Here is a 24,171-nt window from a genome sequence, read left to right as displayed (position 1 = left end):
TCAGATGCTGGCTTACATTTTTCGGCGACTGCTGCTGATCATCCCGACCCTGTTCGGCATTTTGCTGATCAACTTCGTGATCATCCAGGCCGCGCCCGGCGGGCCGGTGGAGCAGATGATCGCCAAGCTCGAAGGTTTCGAAGGCGCCACCAGCCGCATCGCCGGCGGCGGTGCCGAAGTGTCGGTGGCCGGCTCCTCCTATCGCGGAGCGCAGGGCCTGGACCCGGCGCTGATCAAGGAAATCGAGAAGATGTACGGGTTCGACAAGTCGGCCCCGGAGCGTCTTTGGATCATGGTCAAGAACTACGCGAAGCTGGATTTCGGCGACAGTTTCTTCCGCGACGCCAAGGTCATCGACCTGATCAAGGAAAAGATGCCGGTGTCGATCTCCCTCGGGCTGTGGAGCACGCTGATCATGTACCTGGTGTCGATCCCGCTGGGGATCGCCAAGGCCACGCGGCACGGCAGCCATTTCGACGTCTGGACCAGTTCGGCGATCATCGTCGGCTATGCGATTCCGGCGTTCCTGTTTGCGATTTTGCTGATCGTGGTGTTTGCTGGCGGCAGTTATCTGGACTGGTTTCCTTTACGCGGCCTGACCTCGAACAACTTCGATGAACTGAGCCTGGGCGGCAAGGTTCTCGATTACTTCTGGCACCTGGCGCTGCCGGTGACAGCGCTGGTGATCGGCAACTTCGCGACCATGACCCTGCTGACCAAAAACAGCTTCCTCGACGAAATCAACAAGCAGTACGTGGTCACCGCCAAGGCCAAGGGCCTGACCCGCCACCGCGTGCTCTACGGCCATGTGTTTCGCAACGCGATGCTGCTGGTGATCGCCGGGTTCCCGTCGGCGTTCATCGGCATCTTCTTCACAGGTTCCCTGCTGGTCGAAGTAATCTTCTCCCTCGACGGCCTCGGCCTGATGAGCTTTGAAGCGGCGATCAACCGCGATTACCCGGTGGTGTTCGGCACCCTGTTCATCTTCACCCTGCTGGGGCTGGTGGTGAAACTGATCGGCGACCTCACCTACACCCTGGTCGATCCGCGCATCGACTTTGCCAGCCGGGAGCATTGAGATGAACCTGTCCCCTCTCAACCGCCGGCGCTTCGAACTGTTCAAGGCCAACAAGCGTGGCTGGTGGTCGCTGTGGCTGTTTCTGATCCTGTTCGGCCTGAGCCTCGGTGCCGAGCTGATCGCCAACGACAAGCCGCTGGTGGTGCACTACGACAACAACTGGTACTTCCCGGCGATCAAGCGCTACCCGGAAACCACTTTCGGCGGCGAATTCCCGCTGGAAGCCAACTACAAGAGCCCGTATATCCGCGAACTGCTCAAGGCCAAGGATGCGTGGGTGCTGTGGGCGCCGATTCCGTTCAGTTACCAGAGCATCAACTACGACCTGAAAGTCCCGGCCCCCGCACCGCCGTCGGCGGACAACCTGCTGGGCACCGACGATCAGGGCCGCGATGTACTGGCGCGGGTCATCTACGGCTTCCGGGTCTCGGTGCTGTTCGCCCTGACCCTGACCGTGCTCAGCTCGATCATCGGCGTGATCGCCGGCGCCTTGCAGGGCTTCTATGGCGGCTGGGTCGATCTGGCCGGCCAGCGTTTCCTGGAGATCTGGTCGGGGTTGCCGGTGCTGTACCTGCTGATCATTCTTGCCAGTTTCGTCCAGCCGAACTTCTGGTGGCTGCTGGGGATCATGCTGCTGTTCTCATGGATGAGCCTGGTGGACGTGGTGCGCGCCGAGTTCCTGCGCGGGCGTAACCTCGAATACGTGCGCGCAGCCCGGGCGCTGGGCATGCAGAACGGCGCGATCATGTTCCGCCACATCCTGCCCAACGCGATGGTTTCGACCATGACCTTCATGCCCTTCATCCTGACCGGCGCCATCGGCACCCTCACCGCCCTGGACTTCCTCGGTTTCGGCTTGCCCGCCGGCAGTCCGTCGCTGGGTGAACTGGTGGCCCAGGGCAAATCCAACCTGCAGGCGCCGTGGCTGGGCATGAGCGCGTTTGCGGTGCTGGCGCTGATGTTGAGTTTGCTGGTGTTCATCGGCGAGTCCGCTCGCGATGCCTTCGACCCGAGGAAGTGACATGAATCAGGACAATCTGATCGAAATCCGCGACCTGGCCGTCGAATTCGGCATCGGTGATCGCGTGCAACGGGTGGTCGAAGGCGTGAGTTTCGATATCAAGCGCGGCGAAACCCTGGCGCTGGTCGGCGAAAGCGGCTCGGGCAAGTCGGTGACGGCGCACTCAATCCTGCGCCTGCTGCCCTACCCGCTGGCGCGGCATCCGGCCGGCAGCATCAACTATTCCGGGCAAAACCTGCTGGAGCTGGGCGAAAAGACCATCCGTCACATTCGTGGCAACCGGATCGCGATGATCTTTCAGGAGCCAATGACCTCGCTCAACCCGCTGCACTCGATCGAGAAGCAGATCAACGAGGTGCTGGGCATCCACAAGGGCCTGACCGGCAAGGTCGCGACCAAGCGCACGCTGGAGCTGCTGGAGATGGTCGGCATCCCCGAGCCGCACAAGCGCCTCAAGGCCCTGCCCCACGAATTGTCCGGCGGCCAGCGCCAGCGAGTGATGATTGCGATGGCCCTGGCCAACGAGCCGGAACTGCTGATTGCCGACGAACCGACCACTGCGCTGGACGTGACCGTTCAGCTGAAAATCCTCGACCTGCTCAAAGAATTGCAGGCCCGATTGGGCATGGCGCTGTTACTGATCAGTCACGATTTGAACCTCGTGCGAAGAATTGCGCATCGTGTATGTGTCATGCAGCGCGGTTGCATCGTCGAACAGGCATCGTGCGCAGAGCTGTTCCGTTCGCCGCAGCATCCGTACACTCGGGAACTGCTTGGTGCGGAGCCCAGCGGAGGCCCGGCGAGCAATAAAATCGGGGCGCCGCTGCTTGAAGTCGAGGATCTGAAAGTCTGGTTCCCGATCAAGAAAGGCCTGCTCAAGCGCACGGTGGATCACGTCAAGGCAGTGGACGGCATCAATTTCAGCCTGCCCCAGGGTCAGACTCTGGGGATCGTGGGGGAAAGCGGTTCCGGCAAATCCACCCTTGGCCTGGCGATCCTGCGATTGATCGGCAGCCAGGGCGGGATCCGTTTTGAGGGCAAGCAGCTAGACTGCCTGACGCAGAGCGAAGTCCGGCCGCTGCGCCGGGAAATGCAGGTGGTGTTTCAGGACCCGTTCGGCAGCCTGAGCCCGCGGATGTGCGTGAATGACATCGTTGGCGAAGGCCTGCGGATCCACAGGATGGGCACCGCCGCCGAGCAGGAAGCGGCAATTATTGCGGCATTGAAGGAGGTAGGTCTGGATCCGGAAACCCGGCACCGCTACCCCCACGAATTTTCCGGTGGGCAGCGGCAGCGGATTGCCATTGCCCGGGCCCTGGTGCTCAAACCGGCGCTGATCCTGCTGGACGAGCCGACCTCGGCCCTCGACCGGACGGTGCAGCGGCAAGTGGTGGAGCTGTTGCGTTCACTGCAAGCCAAGTACAACCTGACGTATTTGTTCATCAGCCATGACTTGGCTGTTGTGAAAGCGCTGAGCCACCAGCTGATGGTGGTCAAGCATGGCCAAGTGGTCGAACAGGGAGACGCGCAAAGTATCTTTGCCGCCCCCCAACATCCGTATACACAGCAGTTGCTGGAGGCCGCTTTCCTGGCACCAGCCACTGCGCAATAACCTGAAAGAGGAGCAACACATGGGTTTTCTCGCCGGTAAGCGCGTACTGATCGTCGGTGTCGCCAGCAAGCTGTCCATCGCATCCGGCATCGCTGCCGCCATGCATCGCGAGGGCGCTGAGCTTGCCTTCACTTATCAGAACGACAAACTGAAAGGTCGCGTAGAAGAGTTCGCACAGGGCTGGGGTTCGAGCCCTGAGCTGTGCTTCCCGTGCGACGTGGCCAGCGATGAAGAAATCGCCAAGGTTTTCGAAGAACTGAGCAAGAAGTGGGACGGCCTGGACTGCATCGTGCACTCCGTCGGCTTCGCCCCGGGCGACCAACTGGACGGCGACTTCACCGAAGCCACCACCCGTGAAGGTTTCCGCATCGCTCACGACATCAGCGCCTACAGCTTCGTGGCCCTGGCCAAAGCCGGTCGCGAAATGATGAAAGGCCGCAACGGCAGCCTGCTGACCCTGTCCTACCTGGGCGCCGAGCGCACCATGCCGAACTACAACGTGATGGGCATGGCCAAGGCGTCGCTGGAAGCCGGCGTACGTTACCTGGCCGGCTCCCTGGGCCCGGACGGCACCCGCGTCAACTGCGTATCGGCCGGCCCGATCCGCACCCTGGCAGCTTCCGGCATCAAGAACTTCCGCAAGATGCTGGCCGCCAACGAAGCGCAAACCCCGCTGCGCCGCAACGTCACCATCGAAGAAGTCGGCAACGCCGGCGCCTTCCTGTGCTCCGACCTGGCGTCGGGCATCAGCGGTGAAATCATGTACGTGGACGGCGGCTTCAACACCACCGCCATGGGCAACATCGAAGAGTAATCTTCTGCTAGCCGCTAAAAAACCCGCCAGTTCTGGCGGGTTTTTTTGCTCGCGGGTCCCCTTCATCCCACGAAACCCAACACCTGCGCCGGCGGTTTACCCGCAGGATCAATCTCGTCAGCAGCAGCGATGATTCTCCCTGTATTGCTCTGGACGATGCAGTCATTCATGCGCCACCCCTCCAACCTGGCAACGCCTCCAACCCCGAAGTTATCATCGAGTTTACCGTCTTCCAGAATACGCAGAAGGGTCAGCACAAGGTCGGAACGCACCCCCACAATGATGCTTCCATCTGGTGGAACGACCACGTTTTGAATAGTCACGAAGCGTCCATTAATGTCGGTCCACAGTACTTGGCCATTGTTGAAACGGGGATCGGGCGTTCCATCATTCTGCAAGCGTACAGTTGCGACGCTAATTCCTTCGGCAGAGTGTACGGATGCCGCAAAGGTTATTCCGTGACGCGATACGCCTATGTTGTTAAATAAACTGAATCCCTCAGAAATCTTGTACAGACCGCCTGTTGCAAACCCTTTGTCCAACTTTCCGCTTTCGTCATAACTAGCCAGAACACTTTTGGCTTCTGATTCATTGCCGGTGGAGTTATCGAGCGATCCACTGACTATGAACCCTCCCTGCAGCTTCGGCTTGATGCTCTCGATACTCGAGTAGCGTGCGTTGTCGAATATGATCTTAACTTCGCCATTTCCACCGAATGTATCGTCAAGATCGCCATTAGGGAGATAGCAGCGGATGGTTCCACTCCCCTTAACGGGAGCTCCTGTTCCATCATGCAGAATGTGGCTTTGACCCAACAGGACACGCCCATCGGAGAGGGCACAACCCTTTGCTTCGTGAGTTGTCACACTTTGCCCAGGGTCAAGTGGAATGTCGGGAAAGATTTTCGTGCCAAAGACCAGATTCTGACTGCCGTGCTCATTGAACTTCGTGACTGCAGCTAACCGGTTAAAGCCATCGCCAGTGCTACCGATAGCAACGATACCGTCATCGTCTTGAATGGCAAGTTGACGCGAAGCGGAATATTTTGGCCCATATTGCCAAGGTGGATTCGCGAATGAAGGGTCGATAGAACCATCGCCGTAGGCCCGAATCAGCTTCAATCCGTCTCCCGAATCATGAACATAAACAATACGTCCAGTTTTTGTCTCCACCACGGAGCCGCAACTGCCTGGTCCGATATGAATGACTCCATTTTTGGCAAAAGTTGGATCCAGATCACCAGCATTGCGATGTGTTTTGGCCAGGGTTGACATGGGGTTTTCCTCTGATTGTCAATATTCTCCGCCCTGAGAAAAAACAACCAGTCTTCCCGACTCCGGCAGAATGTCTTTTACAGCGCCCACGCTAACGCCTGATAACAGATAAAGACACTGTCAGGACTGACAGTTGACTTTCATCAGAAAGGCTTTTCGCTTTCGATCTGCAGACATTTGCTGAACATTATTCGCAGCGGCAAGTTGCGGCAGCTGTATCGCTGGATGATCAATCGCATGCCGCCCGGTGCGATCGAACAGACGCACGCCCAAGGCCTGCTCCAGATTGCGGATCTGCGCGCTGACAGCTGATTGCGCCAGGCCGACATGCAGACCGGCCGCCGCAAACGTGCCATGCCGTGCCACCGCCAGAAAGGTTTTCAGTTCACGCAGCATGGGCGTCTAGACTGATCGAAATAATTTGAGCTCGGCGCAAAAACTATCGTCTTTCAATCGAAAAGCACGGCGCTAGACTCAGTTCATCCCAACCGTTGAAATACGCCTGCTGTGGGAGCGAGCTTGCTCGCGATGAGGTCAGCACTAGCAACGCTTCAACGCCTGCTTGTGCTCATACATTGCCGCATCCGCATCCGCCAGCAACTTATCCACGGTGTCATGGCGCTGCGGGTTGTATTCGATCTGGCCGACGCTGAAGCGAATCGCGTAGCCGCGGTGCAACGTGGCATTGCGCTCTTCGAGGATTTCCTTGAGTCGCGCCATGATCGCCGTCGTTTCGACATGGCTTGAGCCGGTCAGCAACGCCACGAACTCATCACCGCCTAGCCGTCCCACCACATCGCTCTCGCGAAAGGCGATGCGCAGCACATCGGCGAAAGTCTTGAGCGCGCTGTCGCCCTCGGCATGGCCGTAAAGGTCGTTGATCTGCTTGAAGTCATTGAGGTCGAAAAACAGCAGCGTTGCCGGTTTTTCCAGCCGTGCGCAGGCGTCCAGCGCGTGCTGGGCCAGCATCTTGAAGCCGCGACGGTTGGACAGAAGCGTCAGCTCGTCCATGCTCGCCATCTGCACGGCCATCAGTTCCTGCTCGGCCATGCCGGCCAGATCGCGCAACAGGGCACGCTCCTCTTCGTCGAGATCGCGGGGTTTGGTGTCGATCAGGCACAAAGTGCCCATCTTGTTGCCGCTGGGTACGGTCAGCGGATAACCGGCGTAAAACCGGATATTCGGCTCCCCGGTAACCAAAGGGTTGTCGTGGAAACGCTCGTCCTCTCGGGCGTCAGGTACCAGCATGAGCTCGTCCCTGAGAATCGCATGGCCACAGAATGAAACAGAGCGTGGCGTTTCGGTCGTGTCCAGACCCACGCAGGACTTGAACCATTGCCGCTCCTTGTCCACCAGCGTGACCAGCGCGATCGGCACGTTGAACAGCCGCTTGGCCAGTCGCGTCAGCCGGTCGAAGCGCTCTTCCGGTGCGGAATCGAGCAATTTCAAATCATGCAGCACTTGAACTCGGACAGCTTCATTGGCGGGTTTGCCGGGTACCAGCATCACACACTCCTTTGTCGTCGATGCAGTTGAGCGTAGCCCGAATCAGCGATGACTCAACCTCTCATTCGCCGGCCACCGGACACGGCCCGCCTGCATCGGCCCAAAGCTTGAACTGGGTCACGAAGATATCGTGCGGCACCGGCACCGGCGCGCGCCCTGCCCCGGGACTCCAGCCCCAGAGCACCAGTTTGTCCTCGCTGACGTGTTTGATCAGCGCGGCGAAATCGCGGTCACCGTTGCTGGCGCGGTCCTTGATCATTGCGCACAAACGATCCGGCGGCAGACCGATCCAGGCCATTTTGTGCGCGGCCGGCGGCAGGCTCCAGTGCGGCGCACCCGGTGGCGCGTGAGGGCCGTAACTGGCCGGCGGATTGCTTTCGGCGTGGCAGGTGGCGCAGGGCAAACCGGCGGCGCCCTTGCCGTCCATGCCGCGCACCACGTTCATCGCGTGGGGGATGCCGGCGTCGAACTGCAACGGCGAATCACCGGGAATGTGGCAGTTCTGGCAGCGCGGGCTCTGGAAGACTTTCTGCACCGTGCCGAAAGCTTTCAAGGCGTCCTGATCGTCGGCAAACAGATCCGAGGCGTAACCGCCCAGCCCAAGCAGAATCACCGTGCCCAACAACAGATGTCGTTTCATCTCACACCCCCGACATTTGCAGTGGCAGTTCCCGCAGGCGCTGCCCGGTCAGGGCGAACACTGCGTTGGCCACCGCCGGCGCCGTGGGCGGCACACCCGCCTCGCCGATGCCGCCGGGCTTCTCGCTGCTCGGCACGATGTGCACCTCGACCAGCGGCATTTCATTGAGCCGCAACACCTGATAGTCGTGATAGTTGGACTGAACGACATGGCCGTCCTTGAGCGTCAGTTTGCTGTGCAGCGCCATGCCCAGGCCGAAGGTGATGCACGACTCCATCTGCGCCGCGATGCTCTGCGGGTTGACCGCAATCCCGCAGTCCACCGCGCACACCACCCGATGCACGCGGATCGCCAGATTGTCCTGGGACACTTCCGCCACCTGCGCCACATAGCTGCCGAACGACTCATGCACCGCCACGCCCAGCGCATGGCCGTCCGGCAGCGGGGCTTTCCAGTTGGCCTTCTCCACCGCCAGGTTCAACACGCCGAGATGCCGGGCATGATCCTTGAGCAGCGTTCGTCGGTACTCCACCGGATCCTTGCCCGCCGCCGTGGCCATTTCATCGATCAGCGATTCCATGACAAACGCGGTGTGGCTATGGCCCACCGAACGCAGCCAGAGCACGTTGATGCCGGTGGTCGGCGAGTGCAGATCGACCTGATGATGGGCCAAGCCCTTGATGTACGGGCTGTCGGAAACGCCCTCGACCGACGTCTGGTCGACGCCGTTCTTGACCATGGTTTTCTCGAGCATGGTGCCGGCCATGATCGATTGCCCGACCAGCACATGCTGCCAGGCCAGCGGCAGGCCGTCGGCGCCGAGGCCGATTTTCGCCTGATGCAGAAACATCGAGCGGTAGTAACCACCGCGAATATCGTCTTCGCGCGACCACACGGTTTTCACCGGCATCGCCGCAGCCTTCGCCACTTGCACCGCTTCGGCGACAAAGTCCGAGGTCGGGTTGGCTCGGCGACCAAAACCACCACCGAGAAATTCGGTGTGGATCTCCACCTGCTCCGGCTTGAGCCCGGTGATCTTGCCGGCAACCATCTGATCCAGCGTCTGGAACTGGGTACCGGTCCAGATCTCGCACTTGTCGGCGCTGATCTTCACCGTGCAGTTGAGCGGCTCCATCGGCGCGTGGGCCAGATACGGCACGCTGTATTCGACGTCGATTTTCTTCGCTGCCTTGCCGAAATTGCCCTTGGCATCGCCGGCCTGCGCCGCCGAGGTGCCCGGTGTGGCCGCCAGTTTGCGGAAACTCGCCAACAGCTTTTCACTGCTCAGATCAGCGTTCGGCCCCAGGTCCCAATCGACTTTCAGCGCATCGCGACCGAGTTTCGCTGCCCAGTAATGCTCGGCGACCACCGCCACACCGGTCGGCACTTGCACCACTTTGTGCACGCCGGGAATCGCCAACGCCTCAGCGCCTTCGAAGGATTTCACCGTGGCGCCGAACGCCGGCGCTCGGGCAACCATCGCGGTCATCAATCCGTCGAACTGCACGTCCATGCCGAATTTGGCGCGACCGGTGATTTTTTCCGGGGTGTCGAGGCGTTTGGTGGGTTTGCCGATGACTTTCCAGTCCTTGGCTTCTTTAAAGGTGATCGACTTCGGATCCGGCACCGGCAGTTGACCGGCGGCGTCCGCCAGCTCGCCGTAGGTGGCGCGGTTGTCGCCGGCAATCACCACGCCGGCTTCGGTGCGAATCGTCGACGGCGCCACGTTGAAGCGCTTGGCCGCCGCCTCGATCAGCATCTGCCGGGCGGTGGCGCCGGCGAGGCGGTAACGGTCGAACTCCATCCAGGTTGAAGTGGAGCCGCCGGTAATCTGCATTCCGCCAAAACCGGGCATGCCGTAATCCGCCGCCGAGGCTGGCGAGTGCTCAACGCGAATCTTCGACCAGTCGGCGTCCAGCTCTTCGGCGATCAACATGGTCAGGCCGGTCCAGATGCCCTGGCCCATTTCCGAATGGCCGAGCAGCACGGTGACGCTGTTATCTGCCGCTATGCGCAGGAACGCGTTCGGCGCAAACACCTTGCCTTCATTCTCGGCCGCCATGGCAAAGCGGTTGCCGCCAGGCACCACGAACGCCACCACCAGACCACCGCCAAGCACGGCGCTGCCCTTGAGAAATCCGCGACGGGATACTGGACTGTTCATCACCCACCTCCCTTCGTTCAGCCGATGTCGGCAGCACGTTTGACCGCCGCGCGGATTCTTGGATAGGTGCCGCAGCGGCAGATGTTGCCGGAGAGCGCCTGATCGATATCGCTGTCGGTGGGTTTGGGGATTTTCGCCAGCAACGCGGCGGCGGACATGATTTGCCCGGACTGGCAGTAACCGCATTGCACCACGTCCAGTTCGGCCCAGGCCTGCTGCACCGGGTGCAAACCGTCGCTGGACAGGCCTTCGATGGTGAGGATTTTCTGGCCATGGGCGACAGCCGTGGCCGGGGTGATACACGAGCGCAGCGGTGCGCCATCGACGTGCACGGTGCAGGCACCGCACTGGGCCATGCCGCAGCCGAATTTGGTACCGGTCAGGTGCGCGACATCGCGCAGGACCCAGAGCAACGGCATGTCCGCGGGGACATCGAGCTCCTGATCCTTGCCATTGATGTTCAAGGTCAGCATCGGGGATTTCCTCAGACTCACGGTGTTCTGAAGGGCGCTGCTACGGCCATCGTTGGCGGTGCGCGCCTCGGCTTATCCCTTTCAGCTAAGCGCATTTTGACCCGACGACCAGCCGCCGCGACCACCGGTCATCCGGCACCGTTCGGAAAATCATCGATCAGGGTGTCGTTTTTGCTCCTACAGTTGATACCGCTTGTCACCGCAAGAACTGCCCTTTCACACTTTCCAGGAGTCGCGAACATGGGATTTGTCACAACGAAAGACGGCGTCGAAATCTTCTACAAGGACTGGGGGCCCAAGGACGCCCCGGTCATTCACTTCCACCACGGCTGGCCGCTGAGCGCGGACGACTGGGATGCGCAGATGCTGTTCTTCCTGGCGCAGGGATTCAGGGTCGTGGCCCATGATCGACGGGGCCACGGACGTTCGAGCCAGGTCTGGGACGGCCACGACATGGATCACTACGCCGATGATGTGGCGGCGGTGGTCAATCATCTGGGGACGCAGAAAGCCGTGCATGTGGGCCACTCCACCGGTGGCGGCGAAGTGATTCACTACATCGCCCGGCATGGCGAGGATCGGGTATCGAAAGCCGCGATCATCAGCGCCGTGCCGCCGCTGATGGTGAAAACCGAGAGCAACCCCGGCGGCCTGCCCAAATCAGTGTTCGACGATCTTCAGGCGCAACTGGCAGCCAATCGTGCGCAGTTCTATCGCGACGTGCCCAGTGGGCCGTTCTACGGCTACAACCGCCCCGGCGCCAATCCATCCGAAGGGATCATTGCGAACTGGTGGCGCCAAGGCATGATCGGCAGCGCCAAAGCTCACTACGACGGCATCGTTGCCTTTTCCCAGACCGACTTCACCGCTGATCTTAAAAGCATCTCGATCCCGGTGCTGGTGATGCACGGCGACGATGACCAGATCGTGCCTTATGAAAACGCCGGCTTGCTGTCGGCGAAACTGCTGAAAAACAGCACGCTGAAGATCTATCCGGGCTTCCCCCACGGGATGCCGACCACCGAGGCTGCGACGATCAACGCGGATTTGCTGGCGTTCATTCGCGGCTGATCATATCCGCCGGGGTCAGGCGCCCTGCCTGACCCCGGCTATTCTTCGGTTCGCCCCGTTCTGTCGCGATCGCGCACGTAGTGTCTGGCCAATGGAAAGGCCGGTAACCAAGACTCGCGACGCACCGTCCACAGCTCGTACGTGGGCTGGCATTGATCCGGTGCATCCAGCGCGCCGAGATTGACCTCCACTTCATCGCCACTGCGGCCAAACACCGACGAGCCACAGCGCGGACAGAAATGCCGCCCCGCGTAGTCATGGGTCTCGCCGCTGATCGTCACCGCCGCCTCGGGAAAGATTGCCGACGCGGCAAACAGCGCGCCCTGGTGTTTGCGGCAGTCAAGACAATGGCAAACGCCAACCCTGTAGGGTCGCCCTGACGCCTCGATCCGCACTTCGCCGCACAGACAACCGCCGGTCAATCGGTCCATGGGACACCTCCGCCTGAAAATGGAATATCCGGTGAGTGAAAATAGCAGCCCATTGGGGGAACGCTTACAATCGTGGCCCATTAACACTATCCAGGCAGACCAGTCCTTTCATGGCGCTCGATCCTCTCACGATGCTCACCATTTCCACCGCCCTGGCCGCGGCGGCCGCCCTGTATCTGGCGGTCGAATGGCGCAGTATCCGCGAATCTTCCCTGCTGCTGTGGAGCGCCGGTTTCGCCACCATCACCGTCGGCTCTAGCCTGGCCCTGCTGCGCGCCAACGGCTATCCGCTGATCGGCATCTGGTTCGCCAACGGCTTGCTGGTGGTCGCGCACTGGCTGTTTCTGCTCGGGGTCGCGCGGTTTACGCAGCGACGGTTGTCGCGGGCCTGGTACTTGATGTTCCTGCTCTGGCTTTCGTTGCTGCTGTTACCGGAAGACCCGTCGTGGTCGAAGATCATGCTGATGGCCAACTCGCTGCTGGTGGCCGCATCGATGCTGCGGGCCAGCCTGTTGCTGCGCCCTCATGGCAAGTCGTTGAGCGTCGGCGCGGTGCAGTTGCGTTATGTGTTGCTGATCCACGGCGCGTTCTATTTCACCAAGGCGATCATCGCGGTGATTCCAGGCACGCTGATCGATCTGGCGTCGCTGCGCGGCGAGATCATTCAGATTTCCCTGGTAGAGGGCGCGATGGCGATCATGCTGATCGCGCTGTCGATGACCGGCACCGAGCGCTACCGGCGGGAAAAACAGATTGCCGAACTGGCCGCCCGGGACCCGCTGACCGCGCTGTACAACCGCCGCGCCCTGGAAGTCCGCGCACCGCGCCTGCTCGACGAAGTCTCCAGCGCCCGCCCGGGCGCGCTGCTGCTGATCGACATCGACAATTTCAAACTGATCAACGACCTGTACGGCCACACCGCCGGCGACCGGTTGCTCATCGCCCTTAGCGAAATGATCCGCGCGGTGCTGCCCAAAGGCGCACTGGCGGCGCGGTTGGGCGGTGACGAATTCGTGATGCTGCTGGGCGATGCGTCCCACGCCCAGATCATGGATCTGGGCTGTGCGCTGCGTAAGCAGTTTCAGCAGATGACTTCCCAGAGCTACACCACCCCGCAGGCCGTCACCCTGAGCATCGGCGCCAAAGTGTTCGATCAGCCGCCGGCCAGCCTCGCAGCGTTGATCGAACAGGGTGACAGCGCGCTCTACGAATCCAAGCGCGGCGGTCGCAACCGGATTCAACTGGCCGACTACACCTGACCTATCCTTGCCTGCATCCCGTGATCCCGGAGTCCGTCATGTCCTCGCCTGAATCCACCCTGCTCCAGAGCTGGCACCACAACGCCCGGGCCTGGACCGAAGCCGTGCGCAGCGGCGCCATCGAGAGTCGCCGGCAGGTGACCGATCAGGCCATGTTGCTGGCGGTGATGGGGCGCCAGCCGGAGCGCGTGCTCGATCTCGGATGCGGTGAGGGCTGGCTGTTGCGGGCGCTGGCCGAGCGAGGATTGGAGGCGGTCGGCGTAGACGGCGATGTGACGCTGGTCGAGGCCGCGCGAGTGGCCGGTTCATCGCCCGTGCAGGTCGCCAGCTACGAAGACTTGGTTGAGGCGAAGGTCGACATTGGCCGCGATTACGACCTGATCTGCGCCAATTTTTCCCTGCTGCATCAGGACATCATTCCGCTGCTCGCGGCGATGCATGCACTGCTCGTGCCGGGCGGTGCGTTGGTGATCCAGACGCTGCATCCGTGGTCGGCGGCCGCCGGTGATTATCAGGATGGCTGGCGGGAAGAAACCTTCGACGGACTCCAGGGCGATTGGCAGCCGATGCCGTGGTATTTCCGCACCTTGTCCAGCTGGCTCAATGCGCTGGACATGGCCGGCCTGCAGTTGACCGGCCTGCGCGAACCGCAACATCCGCAAAGCCCGGTGCCGCAATCGTTGCTGATGATTGCCGAGCGTCGCGGGTAAAAACGCTAGAGCCTCGGCTTGAGCAGAATCCCGGTGTAATGCCGCACAAACAGCGCGAACCCTGCGCACCAGAGCACCACGGACAGCCCCAGCCCGAGACTGGAAAACGGCACCAGCAACACCCGGCAACCCGCGGCGATCAGCACCAGCGCAAAGCCCGACACCATGCCTTTCGAAGGCTGTAACAACCGGCCGGTATGCCCAAGGCTGACCCGCGCGATCATCGCCAGAATCAACCCGCCTACCCCGCCGACCGCCAATGCATGGGTCGCCAGGCTTTGCTGGCCGATCAAGCCCAGATGCCACAGCGCCATGGCCCCGGTTGCCAACGCCATCCAGGCGTAAGCCAGGTACAGCGACCAGAGCAGCGGCACCCGCCAGATCCCGCGATCATGCCAGCGGATCAGCCGCATCAACTGCAAACTGTCGGTCAGCACGAACAGCCCCACCAGCCACCACCGTGGCGAATCATTGAGGCCTGCCGCAAAAGTGACGGCGGTCAGCAGGCTGCCGATCAGCAGCAAGCGGTTTGGCAGTGGATTGGCGGCCGGTGCCGGTGGACGGTTCAAGCCGCGCTGGATGAAGAACGGAATCACCCGCCCGCCAATCACGGTCATCAGCGCCGCAATAAGCCACAACGCGCCCAGCACGCCTTGGCGCTGCAAACCGGCGTCATCGTTGAACAAGCCAATCAAGGTCAGCGCCTGACAACCCGCCATCAACCCGAGCACCAGCACAATCGGGTAATTGTCGCGTTTGCGCGCGGCGATCAGGTCCCGCGCCAGCATCACCGCCAGCAGCGGCAGAAAACCCCATTGCAGCGCAAGAATCAGCCCGGTCGACAACGGCAGCCACCAGGCCACACGCCCGAGCAGCCAGACCGACACCAACGCGATCAACGCCCCGCCGCGCACGCCGGGAATGCCGGTCCAGTTGGGCACCGCCGTCAGCAGAAACCCGGCAACGATCGCCGCCGCGAAACCGAACGGCATTTCATGTCGATGCCAGGCAAGCATGCCGCCCGCCGGCTGCAAATCGAACCAATGGCCGTAAAGCCACAGGCCCCAGATCAGGATCGCCAGCGCGGCGAATCCGGCCCCAGCCAGAAACAGCGGCCGGAAGCCCAGGCTGAACAGCGGTGCTTCAGCGAGACTACGCATGTTCACGCCACCACGGCGGCGTGATGCTGGCCCAGCCGATATTGAGACAGGAGCCGCATCACGTAGCCGATTTTCAGCAGCGTCGGGCCGATGATGGTCATCGCATGCATCACCACCAGCAGCGCAATCGGCATGTGGCCCTGATACAGATAAGCGCCGTAGATTCCGGCCAGCAACATGACCAGACCGGCGACGAGCACCTTGCTCGACAGGTGCAGAACGTTCAGCGGATTCTCGAAGAAAGTGAACATGTTTCGTACTCCTGAGCGGATCAGTTTGTACGATTGATATATCAACTCTTGTGCCAGATTTTTTATCTTTATAAATCAGCTAGATAATCCATAAGAAGTCAATATGACTCGACCAGGAAAGAGTCATATTGACTTCTATGTTTGTCATAACGACAACAATCGCCTTCAGGGTTGCTTTGCGTAAGCCCCTCTGAAATCAGAGAACTCGCCGGCCCCCTCCACTTGCACCGCTCCGTCGAGCAGCCGCAATCGATAGAGTGGCTCGGCGATCTGATCCTGACCAATCACCAGATTTCCCGCCTGCAACGGCCACTGCCGGTTCTCCTGACGGGGTGGTTTGCCCGGTTGCGTCACGGCCATCTGGATCAACGCCTGCTCACCCGCGCCCGTCGCGGTGGCCGGCACGATTTTGATCGTCAGCCACGCCGATCGCTCGTCCGGCGCCATCATCACGTAACGTCCTTCACGCTGATCGCCCGGGGGCGTCTGAAACTTTTGCGGTGCAACCCGAAACGCCGTCGGCCGCGCTTCGAAGATCAGAGACTTGTCGCCGTCGTGCCATGTTCCGCCCTGAAAGCCGTGCTCATCAGGCTCACCTGCCACGTACCAGTCGCCGGTGACACGGCCCTGGGCGTCCAGCTCATGCAGCAATACAGCTCCGTCATCGTAGGTCTCGCCCACCAGCCGGATCGGTTGGCCATTGCCCGTTTTCGTATAACGAACCTCGCCAATGTAGACGCCACCCAGCATCTGCCACCACAGCTCGAATGCGATCTTGCCGTCAAGCTTGCCCCGCAGCATCACCGGCGCTTCACCCACGGGCCCCTCAAGGCGACGCTGTTCCAGCCATTTGCGGTCCCTCAACTCCCGCTGCGTGACGTCGGTATACCCCGCCGGCATCAGCGGGCTGCCTTCGGACGGCCGCTGCGTCACCTCTATGGTTTCGGTCACCTTGACCGGCGAATTGTTCTGCACCAGCCAGGTACGGCTCTGGCGCCAGCAGCAACCGCTTTTCGCGTGAGAGACCACGCGATGAGCGGCGGAATCGACTTCGAACAATCCCAGATACGGTTCGCGAGTCAGCTCCGACAATGCCTTGTTCGGCACCAGTACCGGGCTCGACGGATCGAACAGATAGATGTCGTAGGACGCCGCGCCGTAGCCACCGTCGTTACCGTTACGGAGCGCCAGATCCTGGTGTCCATCGAAATTGAAGTCGCCAAACACCACCAAACGTTGCTCTTCGCATCGCAAGGCCTTGGCTGAATCGTTGAGCGCGACCAGGTCGACGGCATCGGCCGTGTCGATTCGTTGCAACACTTCGCCACTGGACTTGTCGCGCAGGATGACTTGTGCCGCCACTGGCTCGAAGTTCTGCGTCGGTGGATGCTCGATGGTCACATCGACACTGTACCTGTTTGCCGGATCCGAGAGCTGACAGCTCAACGGTTCGGCACTGGCCGACACGGCGGCAAACAGGCAGAAAAAAATCCATGTACGAGAGGCAACCATGATGCAGAGCGTCCTTGCGGCAAAATCGGGGCGGCAAGTCTAACGACAAACGTTTTTGGGCGCACTTGTCGATCTATGGCGCCTACGACCCGCTTCGGACTGACTACGCTATTAAACCAGCGTGTCCAACCTGCCGAGGATGACTGCCATGCAACGCTTTCAAAAGCTGACGCCGTGCCTGTGGTTCGACGATCAGGCGGAAGCGGCGGCGAAGTTTTACTGCTCGATCTTCGATCATTCGAAAATCACCGCCCTCACCCACTACAGCAAGGTCGGCCAGGAATTCCATGGCCGCCCGGAAGGCTCGGTGATGACCGTCAGTTTCGAACTCGACGGCCAGACCTTCACCGGGCTCAACGGCGGCCCGGTGTTTACGTTCAACGAGGCGATTTCGTTTCAGGTCAACTGCCAGAACCAGGAGGAAGTCGACCATTTCTGGGGTAACCTCAGCGCCGGCGGGCCGGTGCAAGCGCAGCAATGCGGCTGGCTCAAGGACAAGTTCGGCGTGTCGTGGCAGATCGTGCCGGTGGCGTTCATGCACATGATGACCGACCCCGACCAGACCAAAGCCCAACGGGCAATGCAGGCCATGTTCGGGATGAAAAAACTCGACATCGCCGAACTCGAACGAGCCTTCGCCGGCCAGAGCTAATACACTCGGGCACTGGCCTGCCGAGAACCCCAACAATGAAACACGCTGCCGCCAAAAACTCCGAACAAGCCCCGCGCTTCTGGCGCGACGACGCCCTGCCCTTCATCGAAGCGCGGGCGATCGCCGACGGGCGTGAGGTCTGCTATTCACGACACTCCCACGCGCACTTTTCCATCGGCGCGATCACCGCCGGGCGCAGCACCTATGTGCATGAGCAATCCTCGTTCGAGGTGGCGGCCGGCACGGTGGTGCTGATGAATCCGGGGGACGTGCACGCGTGCAACCCGATCGATGATCAGCCGTGGTCGTATTTGATGTTGTATGTGGAAACGCCGTGGCTGACGGATCTGCAGCACCAGTTGGGGTTCAGCGCGGAGCTTGAGTTTCGGCGGTTTGCCGATACCCATTTGAATGACGCCCGCCTGTTTCGCGACTTGAATGGGTTGTACAGCGTGTTGGTCGACGATCAGCAAGACGTGCTGTGCAAGCAGAGCGCAGCGGTGGAGTTTTTCAGCGAGCTGCAACTGCGCCTGAACCCCATCGAACAACCCATCCGCGAACCGAATTTCAAACTCGAACGTGCCGCCGACTTCATCCGCCAGCACTGCACCGACCTGCTCAGCCTCGACGACATCTGCGCCGCTGCCGAACTGTCACCGTCGTACCTGATCCGTGCTTTCAAACAGCACTTCGGCATGACGCCCCATGCGTTTTTGGTCAACCAGCGCATCCAGTTCGCCCGCGAGCGTCTGCGGCGCGGGCAGTTGATTGCGGATGTGGCGCTAGAGGCGGGGTTTGCCGATCAGGCGCATTTTCAGCGGGCGTTCAAGCAGCATTTGGCGGCTACGCCGGGGCAGTATCGGGGGTGAGAACCGTGCAGCTTTAATGCTGTTCTCGCTCCCGTGAATCAGACAACAAACTCGAAATTGTCCACGATAAGGTTGTCTCTCAAAGTACCGGCAATCTCGACGGTTCTGATCCCGGGCACAGTGAAGAGCATTTGTGCCGTCGCTGGAATATTAAGCAGTTGCATGGGTCTGGTTTCCAGCAAATTACCGTTACCGTCGTAACTGTAAGCCGTAGCGGGACGCAGCGTGGACGTGTACCAGAAGCTGACCCGAGAGTAAGTTGACTTGAGCCGAAACTGCGTGCGCTCCGTGGACTGATTATTGGGACTGATAAAAACGAAATGCCCTGAAATCGGCGGCATCGGGTAATTGTAAGTACCGATCGCCACGGCACCAGGCCCTGTAAACGAGATAGTCATGGTCGGGCAATCAATGATTTGCCCGGGTTGAACAATCACTTGCTGTGGCACTGTTTCGAAGTTCTCGCCCAACGCCTGCTGGCTGACCGTCAACCTCCACTCGGAGGTCGGCAACGAACTGGCATTTGCGCGCAGTTGGTAGTGATGCCCCCCCAGAGCTAGACCCTGAAACTGCTCGACGAATGCACCACTGGCATTGAATTGACTGTTCGGCTTACTCACAACAACGTTATTGTCGAGTATCTCGAATGGACTATGGGGCACGCCATCCCGACTTATCAGCTCAATGCCCGTGGATGAAGTTTGTCCCCCGTTCAAAATAGGGGTTCCACCGGGATAAGTAGTGCACCCGGCGAAGCTTGGAGTCTGGCTTGTCATGGAAACGCTCCTTGTTGGCAGGTAGGCCGACGCAGCATTGACCACATTCGACATATGCCATCGAACACCCACCGGCCAGAGTCACGCTACTGTCAACTCTGACAGTAGCGATGAGTGGTCATGGTGGTTCATCCGCTTTTCCAGACAGAAAAAAACGGCCTGCAGGCCGTTTCTTGTTCAACGCATCAGACAGTCGACTCCGCTGTCACCTCCAGATTATCCAGCGCCCGATTCACCGCCAGCTCCCCCAGCATGATCAGTTGCGCAATCCCCAGCAGCACATGCCGATGCGAGCCGTCCACCAAGCCGGCGAAGTCGGTGGCCATGGTTTTGGCCGAGGTCAGGGTTTCGCAGGCGTCGGCCAGCAGTTCTTCGCTGTCGATGCCGGGGGCGATGAGGTAGCGGGTGTTGGGTTTGAGCAGCGGTTTTCGGGGGAGCAGCGGATTGAGGTAGTGATCGAGGGCGCATTCGGCGGCTTCGTGGAATTTCTTGGAATCGAGGGTTTCGTAGGGCGAAGTCGGGTCGGTTTCAGGCGGGTTTGGCGTTGGTTTGATCATGGTAAAACTCCCTGATTGATGGAGCTGCCACGATTCGCTGCGAAACGAAGGGAGGTGACAGCTGTACGCGGGTTCGCAGACCGGGAATCAAGGAACCCGGCATACCCGAAGGTATCCCGCGCACAACCGCCATTACGCGATCAGCCAAAAAAGCTGAACGGAAACGACGCTCTGGGCGCCTTGATTGATCCGGGCTGCGAAACCCGATCGCTGATTCGTCAGCGACCGATCCACAATAGAACCCGCCCCCAAGGCGCACAAGCCGGCGGATTCTGGCGGATGCGTAGGCAGCGGCGCAAGGTGTTGTGGCTTGCCGGAAGTATTCTTAAACACCTTTAAACCACCCCAGCCAGTCCTCCGTTGCGCCACAGTTGATTGCTCCCCCACTCTTTTTCGTACCATTTCAAATCTGTATTCAGAGCGCTCAACTGGGTTTACCCGGTCACTTTCATAAGTCTACACACCCGGAAAGATATACATATTTATCGCCGACAAAGCTTCAGGTCTTTAAAAACAGTCTCTCCCTCCTTATTCGCGCCACCACAAAGAAACACTTCGAACATTAATCCACGCCAACTTTTCTCCTTGGCGCCTTACTCTAAAAACCTGTCTACCGCACAAGCATGACAATCAATAAACAACCACCACATCTCATTTATTTCGCTATCAGAGAATGGATTCTGAATCATGAAGCCAATGGACAACTATCTTTACGATTCCAAAAACACACTTCAAAAGAAGACAGTAAGCCAGACCATTACAAACTTTATCAGTGATAAATACGCCAATGAACGTCTTGGCTGGAAATGGGATGAAATTCTGGTTCCGTGCGTGGAGGACAGCATATTTGAGCGAATTCATCGCAGCGGTAAACTTTCGCTTTCCATACTTCTTCGCCACGACGATTTTCACTTTGTCCGCGCTCGCCACCAGATTCCGGACAACGCGATTTTTCTGCTGGATGAGCGAGGCCGGCTCTACTTCAGTCATCGAAGCTCGGTTTCCAGCAACGACCGACCTGCTACCCCGTTTGTTTCTCTCCGGGATATCACCGTGGATGTCGCAGGTCAGGCGGACTTCGAAGACGACCTGCGGTTATTGGCCAGGGTCGCCGCATCCAGCGGCGGATGGATCGTGTCAGGAGACGACATCAGTGTCGGCCAATGGCTGCGATTCAACGGATTGCAAGTACCGACAAACGAACAAGAGACCCGTGACTTGCTGGACCTGTTGAACTTCTCGACATTGCCCGAGCCCCCGAAGTATGGAAACTATTGGCAATTACTGGACGCGCCAGACACGTCGCCATTCAAGCTTGAGGGAAACAACCGGGCAATCATTCTTGATCTGAAACAAAGTTTTACCCTGTATTCTGAAGCCGTCATCAATGTCCTCGGCAGACGCGTGCTGATTGAGACCGGAGCAAGCGACGGCGCTACAACCAGCATGGACTACCGCCTTCAACAATTGCTCGAAAGTGCAGCGTCCCGGCACGGGCAAGATTATCTGTCCCGACTGGGCTGGCTTAATGAAGCAGCTGCCACCCAACAATCGACTGAACTCGCAGAGCAACTGGCGGTTGCCGCGATATTGCTTGATCTCGACCCGACGCTCGATATCACCAATACCCACTTCGCCGGGTTCGATCTGTATTCCAGACGTTACTTCAAACAGCATCCGACCCAGGTTCGAACGGAACTGGAAGCGCATCTGATCAAGAACCTGCACGTCGCGCCTGCGCTCGCCCCGTTGGTATCACAAATGATCCTGGCAGGCATGGCGCCGGAATATCTTTTTACCGACTGGCCGCCCAGCCTGCAGATGGGGACACCGGCCTGGGTGATCGCTACGCAAGCTGTGCATCTGGTAGAAACGCTGGTACCCGGTGTCAGCCGCCAATTGACCTATCAGCATCTGATGGGATTCAGCCAGTCAACGAAATCACTCGCGCCACTGGCTGCTTTGCAGGCCGAAGGCTCAGTGGATCCGGTGGTGACCTGGGCATGGATGAACGAACTCATCAATCGGGATGCACAAGGCAACTTCAGCGCAAAGGACATCAAGCACGCCATACGCGAATATGATCAGTACGTCGACATGATGCTGGAAGCTGTCGAACGATTTTCCAGGCCATTGCCCGACCGTAGACAACTGGCTCTGCAAGAGCTGAAGTCACAGGAACGAAATTGCGACCCCAATGAACTGCTGGTGAAACATCGCGGCAGTGGCGGTGGTGCCGGCAGGAAAGTATCGGTGCTGGATCTTTACATGGGAGATGAGCTTCACACTCAAGATTGGGACCGAATCAAAGGCACCAGTATCTACAAATCCTTTCCGTCCCTGCCCTCTCTGTTTCCCGTCGCCGAACTTTATGAAACAGAAACATCCCGCAGCTTCAATGCCATTGTCGAAGGCCTGAGACGCAACGCCCAGATCGCCATTTCCAATGTGTTTCTACAGGATTCGGAATTTTTCAAACAAGCTGCAATTGGCGTTTACTGCGTTCAGAAAATCAACTACATACCCGCAAGAACCAACGGACGCGGTGGTGTCAGACCTGCCACCTACACCCCTGGCGAAATTGGGCGTTACGGCGTCATTTTGTGCGCACATCACAACCACACCATCAAATGCTTTGAGTTGTTTCCATTGCGCATGGAGTGTCGCTACAACCCGGATTTGACAAGTTTCTTTTCACCGCTGGTTTCCGGCGGTTTCTTCAATCTCGACAGCCGATTCGCCGATCAACGAGAAATGACAAAAGTTCCTGTCGATCTGAAGGCCTACTTAACGAACGTAGCCCCCTCGGTCGGCCTTAAAAGGAGAATCAACGTACGCAAGATTGGTGTGCTTGCTGCTGCCAGTGTCTACACCGATGACTACGATCCGATTCCCTCTTTCAGCTCTGAACGCATTGTGGCGCTTGCGCGCCTGATCGCCGAAAAGAACCCTTACATCACCGAAAGCGAAATTCACCAACTGGGTCTCAATCAAACCGTACGGGAAAAGGCGATTGAAAAGACCGATGCCATCTTCAACGTGATTCTCAACCTGATCATTCCCTTCAAGGGCTGCGTGGAAGGACTGAGCTCAGGGGATCCAAAAAAACAGAATGGTGCAATTTTCGACTGCATTGTCGATGCCGCCGTACTGGCGATGACCGTTTTCACTGCGCCTGTGGCGATCGCTGCCGCCGCCAGCAAAGCTGCGGCCATCGCCGGCAAACTGCTGTCCGCTTCGCGGGTTCTGGCAAAGACGGCCCTCAGCCTGTTCAATCCGTTATCGGGTTTGCCGCAACTGCTCAAGGCGGGTGGCAAACTGATCGGACGAGGGCTGACGAAACTGAGCGGCCATACGCTCTCACTGGCACATCAAGCCAAGCAGCAACTCAGGTTTCTGACCGGTGCCAACAGCTACGACCTGATCAAAGCCATTGAGCACACCGGCTCGGCTACCCAACTTCGAACGTCGCTGGATACCGTCGCTCACGCTCGAGCACTGTTCAAAAATGATCTCATAGAGGATGCGCATCAGGTTCTGCAGAAACTGCATGCAAACGACGCAAAACGATTGAGCAAGATTCCCGAGTCGGAGATCGCGCACCTGCTGGAAAAGACATTGGGCGACATTGCACGCCAGTCCGACGCGGCCCAGTCGTTGAAGAAAGTGCTGGATCCACAAGTGGTCGAAAGTCTGATCAGGCAACAGGCGAAAAAATATACGCTGGCTAATCTCCACCAGTTCAGCAATCACAAGACACTGCCCGAGTTGTTCGAAACGACGTTGACCATTGAATACAAAAACCTGCAGTTCATGCACAACCACCAGCGCACACTGCTGACCATGGATTTGGGCAAGGCGCCATTCGACAGCATACTGGATGAACTGAAGTTCAATCCCGCTGGGCTGACCGATAACACAGAGCGCGCCGCGGCCTGGATTGTTCACGCATCCAGTTCTCGTAACGACGTCGATCGTGTGACGGACCTTCTGCTCGAATTCAGCCGTAACAACAAGCCACTGAACGATCCGGCGGTATACGCCGAGCTGCACAAACGCATTGCTCCCAAGGATGCCGGCGGCTTGCGCAGCCCAACGGGGGAGGCACGCTATCCTTCCAATGTTTCAGGCGCAGCGTTGCTGGAACAACACGCCAAATCTCTGGATCCTGAGGGCGAACATTTTTCCCGGCAGATGCTGGGGGCGATGCTCGGTTATCACAGCTTTGTCGATGGCAACGGGCGCACGGCGCGAGCGGTGTATGCGATTGCGGAGCTGCGCAAAAATCGCTTTCATCCTTTAGGTAAAGCGGCTGAAGACGCCCTGAGCGGACTGAACTGA

21 protein-coding genes and 1 pseudogene are annotated in these 24,171 nt (G+C 59.2%); 10 read left to right on the top strand and 12 right to left on the bottom strand.

Annotated features, from left to right (window positions below):
• The first annotated feature begins 4 nt into the window (after window positions 1-4).
• Genes CAG25_RS23045 through fabI form a run of 4 tightly spaced genes read left to right on the top strand, consistent with a single transcriptional unit; the run spans window position 5 to window position 4,525 of the window.
• A complete protein-coding gene (locus tag CAG25_RS23045) occupies window positions 5-1,078 on the top strand; it encodes a microcin C ABC transporter permease YejB (RefSeq protein ID WP_085613068.1) in 1,074 nt (357 codons plus the stop codon).
• Window position 1,079: 1 nt separating this feature from the next.
• The gene (locus CAG25_RS23040) at window positions 1,080-2,099 is read left to right on the top strand and encodes an ABC transporter permease (protein WP_007956945.1); all 1,020 of its coding nucleotides are present in this window, start codon (window positions 1,080-1,082) and stop codon (window positions 2,097-2,099) included.
• A gap of 1 nt (window position 2,100) precedes the next feature.
• Window positions 2,101-3,711 carry an ABC transporter ATP-binding protein gene (locus CAG25_RS23035; protein ID WP_085613067.1) on the top strand — a complete coding sequence of 537 codons (1,611 nt, stop codon included), beginning with the start codon at window positions 2,101-2,103 and terminating at the stop codon, window positions 3,709-3,711.
• Between the two features lie 19 nt (window positions 3,712-3,730).
• Window positions 3,731-4,525 (top strand): enoyl-ACP reductase FabI, encoded by a 795-nt coding sequence (fabI, locus tag CAG25_RS23030; RefSeq protein ID WP_003202751.1) that lies wholly within the window; start codon window positions 3,731-3,733, stop codon window positions 4,523-4,525.
• Between the two features lie 62 nt (window positions 4,526-4,587).
• Here fabI and CAG25_RS23025 read toward each other — a convergent pair whose 3' ends face one another.
• The 6 genes and pseudogenes from CAG25_RS23025 to CAG25_RS23000 form a co-directional block, all read right to left on the bottom strand.
• Window positions 4,588-5,799, bottom strand: a complete 1,212-nt coding sequence (locus CAG25_RS23025; RefSeq protein ID WP_143492978.1) for a hypothetical protein — start codon at window positions 5,797-5,799, stop codon at window positions 4,588-4,590.
• A 213-nt stretch (window positions 5,800-6,012) separates the two neighbouring features.
• Window positions 6,013-6,195, bottom strand: a pseudogene (locus CAG25_RS23020) (LysR family transcriptional regulator); the annotation flags it as partial.
• 144 nt (window positions 6,196-6,339) lie between these two features.
• Complete coding sequence (locus tag CAG25_RS23015; protein ID WP_064595489.1) at window positions 6,340-7,305, bottom strand: sensor domain-containing diguanylate cyclase; 966 nt, start codon at window positions 7,303-7,305, stop codon at window positions 6,340-6,342.
• Between the two features lie 61 nt (window positions 7,306-7,366).
• Complete coding sequence (locus CAG25_RS23010; RefSeq protein ID WP_085613065.1) at window positions 7,367-7,945, bottom strand: hypothetical protein; 579 nt, start codon at window positions 7,943-7,945, stop codon at window positions 7,367-7,369.
• Between the two features lies 1 nt (window position 7,946).
• Complete coding sequence (locus CAG25_RS23005) at window positions 7,947-10,109, bottom strand: xanthine dehydrogenase family protein molybdopterin-binding subunit (RefSeq protein ID WP_064595483.1); 2,163 nt, start codon at window positions 10,107-10,109, stop codon at window positions 7,947-7,949.
• A 17-nt stretch (window positions 10,110-10,126) separates the two neighbouring features.
• Window positions 10,127-10,582 carry a (2Fe-2S)-binding protein gene (locus CAG25_RS23000; RefSeq protein ID WP_085613064.1) on the bottom strand — a complete coding sequence of 152 codons (456 nt, stop codon included), beginning with the start codon at window positions 10,580-10,582 and terminating at the stop codon, window positions 10,127-10,129.
• A 240-nt stretch (window positions 10,583-10,822) separates the two neighbouring features.
• Here CAG25_RS23000 and CAG25_RS22995 point away from each other — a divergent pair, with 240 nt between their 5' ends.
• Window positions 10,823-11,653 carry an alpha/beta fold hydrolase gene (locus tag CAG25_RS22995; RefSeq protein ID WP_085613063.1) on the top strand — a complete coding sequence of 277 codons (831 nt, stop codon included), beginning with the start codon at window positions 10,823-10,825 and terminating at the stop codon, window positions 11,651-11,653.
• 38 nt (window positions 11,654-11,691) lie between these two features.
• Here the strand turns inward: CAG25_RS22995 and CAG25_RS22990 are convergent, their stop codons facing one another.
• Window positions 11,692-12,084: a GFA family protein gene (locus CAG25_RS22990; RefSeq protein WP_085613062.1), complete on the bottom strand. Its 393-nt coding sequence runs from the start codon at window positions 12,082-12,084 to the stop codon at window positions 11,692-11,694.
• A 110-nt stretch (window positions 12,085-12,194) separates the two neighbouring features.
• On the opposite strand from CAG25_RS22990, the gene CAG25_RS22985 reads away from it, so the two are divergent.
• On the top strand, window positions 12,195-13,343 hold the full coding sequence (locus CAG25_RS22985; protein WP_085613061.1) for a GGDEF domain-containing protein: 1,149 nt from the start codon (window positions 12,195-12,197) through the stop codon (window positions 13,341-13,343).
• Between the two features lie 38 nt (window positions 13,344-13,381).
• Window positions 13,382-14,053 (top strand): bifunctional 2-polyprenyl-6-hydroxyphenol methylase/3-demethylubiquinol 3-O-methyltransferase UbiG, encoded by a 672-nt coding sequence (locus CAG25_RS22980; RefSeq protein ID WP_085613060.1) that lies wholly within the window; start codon window positions 13,382-13,384, stop codon window positions 14,051-14,053.
• 5 nt (window positions 14,054-14,058) lie between these two features.
• Here CAG25_RS22980 and CAG25_RS22975 read toward each other — a convergent pair whose 3' ends face one another.
• The 3 genes from CAG25_RS22975 to CAG25_RS22965 form a co-directional block, all read right to left on the bottom strand.
• Window positions 14,059-15,213: an NnrS family protein gene (locus CAG25_RS22975; RefSeq protein ID WP_085613059.1), complete on the bottom strand. Its 1,155-nt coding sequence runs from the start codon at window positions 15,211-15,213 to the stop codon at window positions 14,059-14,061.
• Window positions 15,214-15,215: 2 nt separating this feature from the next.
• Window positions 15,216-15,464, bottom strand: coding sequence for a transmembrane sensor/regulator PpyR (locus CAG25_RS22970; RefSeq protein ID WP_085613058.1), 249 nt, complete (start codon window positions 15,462-15,464; stop codon window positions 15,216-15,218).
• A gap of 165 nt (window positions 15,465-15,629) precedes the next feature.
• Window positions 15,630-16,976 carry a hypothetical protein gene (locus tag CAG25_RS22965; protein WP_085613057.1) on the bottom strand — a complete coding sequence of 449 codons (1,347 nt, stop codon included), beginning with the start codon at window positions 16,974-16,976 and terminating at the stop codon, window positions 15,630-15,632.
• 148 nt (window positions 16,977-17,124) lie between these two features.
• On the opposite strand from CAG25_RS22965, the gene CAG25_RS22960 reads away from it, so the two are divergent.
• Window positions 17,125-17,628 carry a VOC family protein gene (locus CAG25_RS22960; protein WP_085613056.1) on the top strand — a complete coding sequence of 168 codons (504 nt, stop codon included), beginning with the start codon at window positions 17,125-17,127 and terminating at the stop codon, window positions 17,626-17,628.
• Between the two features lie 35 nt (window positions 17,629-17,663).
• Window positions 17,664-18,497, top strand: a complete 834-nt coding sequence (locus CAG25_RS22955) for an AraC family transcriptional regulator (RefSeq protein ID WP_085613055.1) — start codon at window positions 17,664-17,666, stop codon at window positions 18,495-18,497.
• 38 nt (window positions 18,498-18,535) lie between these two features.
• Here CAG25_RS22955 and CAG25_RS22950 read toward each other — a convergent pair whose 3' ends face one another.
• Both CAG25_RS22950 and CAG25_RS22945 read right to left on the bottom strand, forming a co-directional pair.
• Entirely contained in the window at window positions 18,536-19,273 is a 738-nt protein-coding gene (locus CAG25_RS22950) for a hypothetical protein (RefSeq protein WP_085613054.1), read from the bottom strand.
• Window positions 19,274-19,458: 185 nt separating this feature from the next.
• Complete coding sequence (locus tag CAG25_RS22945; RefSeq protein WP_085613053.1) at window positions 19,459-19,830, bottom strand: DUF6124 family protein; 372 nt, start codon at window positions 19,828-19,830, stop codon at window positions 19,459-19,461.
• Window positions 19,831-20,517: 687 nt separating this feature from the next.
• On the opposite strand from CAG25_RS22945, the gene CAG25_RS22940 reads away from it, so the two are divergent.
• On the top strand, window positions 20,518-24,171 hold the full coding sequence (locus tag CAG25_RS22940) for a hypothetical protein (protein WP_085613052.1): 3,654 nt from the start codon (window positions 20,518-20,520) through the stop codon (window positions 24,169-24,171).

Source organism: Pseudomonas sp. B16(2017) (genome assembly GCF_002113205.1).
GTDB lineage: Bacteria > Pseudomonadota > Gammaproteobacteria > Pseudomonadales > Pseudomonadaceae > Aquipseudomonas > Aquipseudomonas pharyngis.
Note: the sequence above shows the minus strand (reverse complement) of the source record. Positions and strands in the feature narration are given on the sequence as shown.

What these genes read in the sequence shown, in the direction of transcription:
- CAG25_RS23045 (WP_085613068.1), top strand. Translation starts at nt 5, where the DNA reads ATGCTGGCTTACATTTTTCGGCGACTGCTGCTGATCATCCCGACCCTG.
- CAG25_RS23040 (WP_007956945.1), top strand. Translation starts at nt 1,080, where the DNA reads ATGAACCTGTCCCCTCTCAACCGCCGGCGCTTCGAACTGTTCAAGGCC.
- CAG25_RS23035 (WP_085613067.1), top strand. Translation starts at nt 2,101, where the DNA reads ATGAATCAGGACAATCTGATCGAAATCCGCGACCTGGCCGTCGAATTC.
- fabI (WP_003202751.1), top strand. Translation starts at nt 3,731, where the DNA reads ATGGGTTTTCTCGCCGGTAAGCGCGTACTGATCGTCGGTGTCGCCAGC.
- CAG25_RS23025 (WP_143492978.1), bottom strand. Translation starts at nt 5,799, where the DNA reads ATGTCAACCCTGGCCAAAACACATCGCAATGCTGGTGATCTGGATCCA.
- CAG25_RS23015 (WP_064595489.1), bottom strand. Translation starts at nt 7,305, where the DNA reads ATGCTGGTACCCGGCAAACCCGCCAATGAAGCTGTCCGAGTTCAAGTG.
- CAG25_RS23010 (WP_085613065.1), bottom strand. Translation starts at nt 7,945, where the DNA reads ATGAAACGACATCTGTTGTTGGGCACGGTGATTCTGCTTGGGCTGGGC.
- CAG25_RS23005 (WP_064595483.1), bottom strand. Translation starts at nt 10,109, where the DNA reads ATGAACAGTCCAGTATCCCGTCGCGGATTTCTCAAGGGCAGCGCCGTG.
- CAG25_RS23000 (WP_085613064.1), bottom strand. Translation starts at nt 10,582, where the DNA reads ATGCTGACCTTGAACATCAATGGCAAGGATCAGGAGCTCGATGTCCCC.
- CAG25_RS22995 (WP_085613063.1), top strand. Translation starts at nt 10,823, where the DNA reads ATGGGATTTGTCACAACGAAAGACGGCGTCGAAATCTTCTACAAGGAC.
- CAG25_RS22990 (WP_085613062.1), bottom strand. Translation starts at nt 12,084, where the DNA reads ATGGACCGATTGACCGGCGGTTGTCTGTGCGGCGAAGTGCGGATCGAG.
- CAG25_RS22985 (WP_085613061.1), top strand. Translation starts at nt 12,195, where the DNA reads ATGGCGCTCGATCCTCTCACGATGCTCACCATTTCCACCGCCCTGGCC.
- CAG25_RS22980 (WP_085613060.1), top strand. Translation starts at nt 13,382, where the DNA reads ATGTCCTCGCCTGAATCCACCCTGCTCCAGAGCTGGCACCACAACGCC.
- CAG25_RS22975 (WP_085613059.1), bottom strand. Translation starts at nt 15,213, where the DNA reads ATGCGTAGTCTCGCTGAAGCACCGCTGTTCAGCCTGGGCTTCCGGCCG.
- CAG25_RS22970 (WP_085613058.1), bottom strand. Translation starts at nt 15,464, where the DNA reads ATGTTCACTTTCTTCGAGAATCCGCTGAACGTTCTGCACCTGTCGAGC.
- CAG25_RS22965 (WP_085613057.1), bottom strand. Translation starts at nt 16,976, where the DNA reads ATGGTTGCCTCTCGTACATGGATTTTTTTCTGCCTGTTTGCCGCCGTG.
- CAG25_RS22960 (WP_085613056.1), top strand. Translation starts at nt 17,125, where the DNA reads ATGCAACGCTTTCAAAAGCTGACGCCGTGCCTGTGGTTCGACGATCAG.
- CAG25_RS22955 (WP_085613055.1), top strand. Translation starts at nt 17,664, where the DNA reads ATGAAACACGCTGCCGCCAAAAACTCCGAACAAGCCCCGCGCTTCTGG.
- CAG25_RS22950 (WP_085613054.1), bottom strand. Translation starts at nt 19,273, where the DNA reads ATGACAAGCCAGACTCCAAGCTTCGCCGGGTGCACTACTTATCCCGGT.
- CAG25_RS22945 (WP_085613053.1), bottom strand. Translation starts at nt 19,830, where the DNA reads ATGATCAAACCAACGCCAAACCCGCCTGAAACCGACCCGACTTCGCCC.
- CAG25_RS22940 (WP_085613052.1), top strand. Translation starts at nt 20,518, where the DNA reads ATGAAGCCAATGGACAACTATCTTTACGATTCCAAAAACACACTTCAA.